We start from the raw sequence: 5,435 nt of genomic DNA, 5'->3' as shown, positions 1-5,435 counted from the left end.
GGCATTAACCGCTTAAACTTAGCCAAACGTTGTAAATGCTCATCCACATCCCTTTGGGTTAACTTACTTTTGACCTCCACTAAAATGGCATCGGTATCATTTACTACTAATAGATCAATTTCTAAACCCTCATTATCCCGTTTTACCGAAATACCAGGGTGAAACTCATGGACATCAATACCCCGCTCCTGAAACAGACGCACCACCGCAGGACGTACTTGCCACTCGACAAACTCTCCTAAACGATTGCCTAACTCCCCAATCTGCTGACTAACTCTGTTAATTTGTTTATCCGTTTCCTTGATTTGTTTATCTGTTTCTTTTTGAGCTTGGGATAACTCTTGTTGGGATTGGGATAACTCTTGTTGGGATTGGGATAACTCTTGTTGGGATTGAGCTAATTCCTTTAGTATTTCCCGAATGTCTTCAATAGTAGCTGTCATAATGAATTTTCTCAAGTTAAAATGAAATTTTCTCTATTATAGCCCGATCGCTTTTTCTCCCTTGAAGTAACCGTTCAGGGGGTAGGGTTGATTCATGAATCAACCCTACAATGAATCAACCCTAGTTCAGGAGGGGACAAAATCTAGTAATCTAAAAAGACTTAGAAAAGAGCGGCTACTGTGAGAGAGTAGTATCCGTGGCTCTCTCTGCTACCCCAAGAGAGTCCTTCCACTGAGTCAATGCCACTGGCGGCTTGACATCCCCCCCCTGAAGGGTTACAATGAGAATATACGCCTTATGTAAGTTAGAAGCTGGAATGGTGTAAACTCGTTCGATAGATTATCTCTCTAGTCGGAGTGTTGGACTCAAACACTTGATCCCTATTAGGTTGTTTTAGGTCGCATCAAGTGTACTACTTTATTAGGTTTCTTACAGGAAATTTTAAAGGTTTGAGCCTTCGGTAAATCTTTCGGGGTAGCCTAGTTATCATACCTCAAAAATAGCTTGAGCGATTTTTTCAGGGGATTTTCCTAGTCTAAAGTAATATCCTCTGAGTGTTTATCATGTTACAAATTAAGTGATTTTTACTCATTACAATGGCAAAGAATCAAGCCGAATCTATGTCTGATCAGAATTATCAGCAGCCAGATATGGGTGCGAAGAAAACAACGCAGGCTAGGATAGAACATCAGGATAATAATCAAATAAAAACGGGAATTGATCCTAAAATTGATTCAGAAAAAACGTTTAAATATTCGGAGCCAACAGGAAGATTAGGGGAGATAATCCTGCGCTTAATGCCGGTGGGTCTTTTGCTCGGAGGACTGAGTTATTGGGCGATAGTTGGTAAGATTCCGACTCCTATTCAAGGACGAGCGGTCATTTTGATTCCTCGTTCTATTGTTAATATCGAACCCCGTCAAGGTGGGCGGGTGTTAACCCTCCTAATTCAACCGGGAGATTCTGTCAAAAAAGGGCAATTACTGGCAACTTTAGAGTTTCCTGAATTGGAAACAGAATTAAGGGATAAAAAGGATAGACTAGCAGATCTCAAGCAGCAGGATAAAAGAGTTGACTCTATTGAAGTGAGTCGTCGTCAATTGAATGCAGCCTCAATAGAGCGCCAGCAAAAGGCCAATCAGCTTCAGATTAAAGCACTTCAAGTTCAATTAGCCAGTAATCAAAAACAGCGAGAAGCTTATCTCTCCCATGCTCGATACCTTAAAAATTTCCAGAACTCAACGGATGAAAGACTAGCCGCCTACGATAAACTTATCGAAGAGGGGGCTGTCGCCAAGCTAGATTTTCCCTCCTATTTATTTCAGTTCAATAATCTAGAGGCTTCTAATAGTATCAATCGCGTCCAAATAGAACTCGATCGCCTGAAGGGGGTTGATGAAAGCCTGCGAGCGCAGATGAACGCATTGACGGCCCAGAATAATATACTAAACACAGAAAAACGGCAAATAGACCTGCAAGATACAGCCAGTGATATTCTTCGTTACAATGCGATCGCTGACCAACAACGAGAGATTAATACGTTAAAAACCACCATTCAAGCCAACAAAAATGTAGTGAGTCTGTACAACGGCCAGATTTTAGACTTATCTGTTAATCCGGGGGAAGTTCTGGCCCCGGGGGGACGCATAGGTACGTTAGAAGTCTCCAATCTAAAGGCCAAGACCAACGTGGTAGCTTTGTTTAAGAGCGGTGATGCCAAACGATTAGAACCGGGCCAGGAAGTAGAAGTCGTTCCCGATCTCTATGATCGCGAACGCTATGGGGGTATCGTCGCTAAGGTCGTTTCCGTCGATCAGCAGCCGGTAACTGTGGCAGAACTGGCAAATATAGTCGGAAGTAATGAACTCGCCAGCAAGCTGTTTCTGGGTAGGGATGAAGACGATCGCGATAAGCCTATACCCGTCAATGCAAGTGTTATCAAAGCCACTTTAGCCCTGAAGGTCGATCGCAATACACCGAGTGGTTTTTACTGGACTCAAGCTAAGGGAGCGCCCCAAAGAATCACCAACGGGACCACCGCAGATGTCCATGCTGTGGTGGAAGAGCGTTCTTTAGTGAGTTATATAACCCCTGCTTTTCGCTGGGTTACAGGGGTGTACGACCGTTAACCACAATCTTGCGAGCGTAAGTAGCTAAAAGAAACAACGACTAGAATAAACAGTTAAACCTAATATGGAAAATCCGAAAAGACGTTCTCAATGGTGGACTTGGTGGTTTAAGTGGTGGATTATCGCCGCAGCCTTTGTCTTAGTCATCTTGATCCATAGTGAGCCTCCTCAGCTTTGGTTTTGGTTGGTGACGTTTTTGGCACTGATTTTATATGGGATTGAGCGAGCAATTAATGGGTAACAATGAGTAAGTCGAAAAAGGATATAGAGATACCTTGGACAGTAAAAACGGGCTAATGATCAGACAGGGATTGAAATTTTCCCTGGGTGCTGCTCTCTTAACGAGTTTCTTTTGGCATCGAGGAAATGTTTTAGACAACTTTGTCTATCCCGTCTTTGGCTATGTATCTGTACTGATTGAGCCATCGATGGGAGGTGCGATTGCCGCAGGTTTGGGGCGTTTGGGGGGAAGTGCTTTGGGGGGAATAATTGCCGCTATCCTGGTGAACGCCTACGGAATCCAAGGCTCAAGTTTTTTTGTCATTCCCTCTCTCACCTACATTTTAGCAGCCCTGATCTGTGAAACTTACCGATGGCAAGCCGCTTATTCCCAAGCCACACTCCTGGGCGCTTTAATTGCCATGAGAGTGGTAGGAACATCAGCACAACAAAATATCTGGCTTTATTTGCGATCGCGCCTCATCGATAACTGGATCGGAATCGCTGTGGGAGTTGCTGTCGCTTTACTATTTTGGCCCCAGAATACTCGATCCGATCTCAACCGGAACTTGATGGGAATCCTTCAAGATATACCGCACTTGTTCCAAAAAATCCTCGATCGCTACTTAAAAACTGATGGCGACGAGCGGGATTATCCTCTTTCTATTGAGCAGAACGAGCTTAACTTACTCAATCAGATTAAAAAATCAACACAAACTAGCCTTTCAATGCTCACAAAAGCAACCCATGAATTCGGTAGTGAGATATTGGTGGCAGAAAATTGGAGTGAAATCTTGGCAATTCAGAACCAATTGACTCGACAATTAGCTGATCTGATGGCTTTTAAAGGCGAAAAGCATGAACAAAATTTAGTGCATCAGTTCAGGGATGAATTTCACCAATTGGCGACTCATCTTATCGACAGCTTTGATAGCTTGAGGGATCTGAGTAACGCCAAAAAAATCTTAGCTACCCCTTACCTCACAGAATTAGAAGAAGATTTAGCGAATATTGGAGGTAAACTTGATCATCTCCGAACCAGTGGAGAGATTGACCGGTATGATGTTCAAGAATCACTACAGTTTTATCAATTTATTCAACTTGTATCTCGATTTATCCAACAATGCGAGGGATTAGGAGGCAGGATAATCGATAAAACCCAAGTAACTGCAACTTTCAGGCGAAGACACCTGATTACCTTTCCCAAATGGGCCCCTATACCCCTAAAACGCCTGAGAGAAATTGTCAGTCTTGGCCTGGTTATTGGTTTGTTACTGGCTATTATTCGTCACATCGAGTTTCCCTATCCTTCTGCTTACGAAAAAGTGGCAGATATTGTGATAATAGGTGCAGTGGTCACTGTCATTCAACCGACACGGGGTCGAGCGATCGCAATCGGTTGGGCGGCCACTGTTTCCTTGAGTTTGACGATTCTCTGTATTTACCTGTTGGTCAAGTCCTTTGGTTATAATCCTTTTAGTAGCAGTCTGGCTTATTTTTTCGCCTACTTCAGTTGTGCTTGGCTGGGGTTTACGCCGATCGCTCGCATCGGTGCGATTGTAGCAGCCGATGCCATCGGGAAGGATATTTTTCCTTTTTTCGAGCAAGGAATTTGGGCTGCACTAATTTCAGTTCCCGTAGGCGCGTTTCTGGGGGTGTTGCTGACCACTGTATTTATGACAAAATCGGCTACAAACGAACTGGAAACAGGTTTTTCTGTGACTTTTAAGAAAATGGGACAGCTATATCAAAAACTGCTGTCAGGCTATTTTCAGGATACGATACCACCCTCAGATATCGCCCAACTGAAGCAGGCAATCACAGTGGCGATCGCTCAACATCCAGCCTCGGTTAAGATTGCCAGTCTCGAACAAATTTCCACAGTTTTAGCCACCAAACACCAAAATTTTTGGAATTTCTCCATCGGCTACGAACAAAAACTCTGGGCTCAACTGGATGCTTTACAAGATGGGCTACAGCAACCGCTTCCTGAACCGATACGACAAAAGTTTTTACCTGAATTACAAGCGATTGCACAACAAACCGCGATCGCTTTTGATGAAATTGCTGAGGCGATCGCTGCCCAGGTTATTCTCAACCCACCAAAGTTAGAATTGCTCATCGAAGAAATTGAATCCCTTGAGAAGCAATTACTGAGCTTGCGGGTTGAGAGTCGAAGTTATCCCTTAAATGAGCTAATCGCCTTTAGCTCGGCTTTTATGACGATGAAAGCCATTGCCAGCAACTTAAACCAAATGAGTCAAGACTTACCTGCCTACACCCAATAGGTAATAGGCAAATATTATCAGCCTGAAGGATTTCTGCTCTCAGGGCTGTATATTCAGAGTGTAGGGTGCGTTAGGCGGCTATCAATTTAGTCAAAAAACTAAAATTAATAATTCGCCGTAACGCACCGTATTATTAAATGGTGCGTTAGCGGTAGCGTAACGCACCCTACTGGACTGTTTCAGCTAAAATAGGGCAATAGATTTCGGCTTAAAGTCTCACCGTTCGCTCATTTTTTCGAGTAAGAGAGTGTCAAACAGGTTGAAAAGCTTACCCAATAAAGGATTCAGCGACCCAGACTGACTCGGGTTCATCCCGAAGCAAAGTAAGTGGTAGTATAAATAGACTCCTCTACAT

4 protein-coding genes are annotated in these 5,435 nt (G+C 43.5%); 3 read left to right on the top strand and 1 reads right to left on the bottom strand.

Annotated elements, in window-relative coordinates; all coding sequences use genetic code 11:
* Positions 1-443, bottom strand: a 443-nt coding sequence (locus tag IM515_RS22060) for a DUF3782 domain-containing protein (RefSeq protein WP_287698188.1), incomplete at its 3' end; no start/stop codon positions are given.
* Positions 444-1,040: 597 nt separating this feature from the next.
* Between IM515_RS22060 and IM515_RS22055 the strand changes: the two genes are divergently transcribed.
* The 3 genes from IM515_RS22055 to IM515_RS22045 all read left to right on the top strand — a co-directional run bounded on the left by IM515_RS22055 (position 1,041) and on the right by IM515_RS22045 (position 5,080).
* Positions 1,041-2,573, top strand: a complete 1,533-nt coding sequence (locus IM515_RS22055; RefSeq protein ID WP_287627597.1) for an NHLP bacteriocin system secretion protein — start codon at positions 1,041-1,043, stop codon at positions 2,571-2,573.
* A 64-nt stretch (positions 2,574-2,637) separates the two neighbouring features.
* Positions 2,638-2,814: a hypothetical protein gene (locus tag IM515_RS22050; RefSeq protein WP_002735384.1), complete on the top strand. Its 177-nt coding sequence runs from the start codon at positions 2,638-2,640 to the stop codon at positions 2,812-2,814.
* A gap of 55 nt (positions 2,815-2,869) precedes the next feature.
* Complete coding sequence (locus IM515_RS22045) at positions 2,870-5,080, top strand: aromatic acid exporter family protein (protein ID WP_287633556.1); 2,211 nt, start codon at positions 2,870-2,872, stop codon at positions 5,078-5,080.
* Positions 5,081-5,435: the final 355 nt, after the last annotated feature.

This window comes from Microcystis sp. M44BS1, from assembly GCF_020244875.1.
GTDB lineage: Bacteria > Cyanobacteriota > Cyanobacteriia > Cyanobacteriales > Microcystaceae > Microcystis > Microcystis panniformis.
Note: the sequence above shows the minus strand (reverse complement) of the source record. Positions and strands in the feature narration are given on the sequence as shown.

Excerpts from the sequence above, each read along its gene's own strand:
- IM515_RS22050 (WP_002735384.1), top strand. The coding sequence starts at position 2,638 with ATGGAAAATCCGAAAAGACGTTCTCAATGGTGGACTTGGTGGTTTAAG.
- IM515_RS22045 (WP_287633556.1), top strand. The coding sequence starts at position 2,870 with ATGATCAGACAGGGATTGAAATTTTCCCTGGGTGCTGCTCTCTTAACG.
- IM515_RS22055 (WP_287627597.1), top strand. The coding sequence starts at position 1,041 with ATGGCAAAGAATCAAGCCGAATCTATGTCTGATCAGAATTATCAGCAG.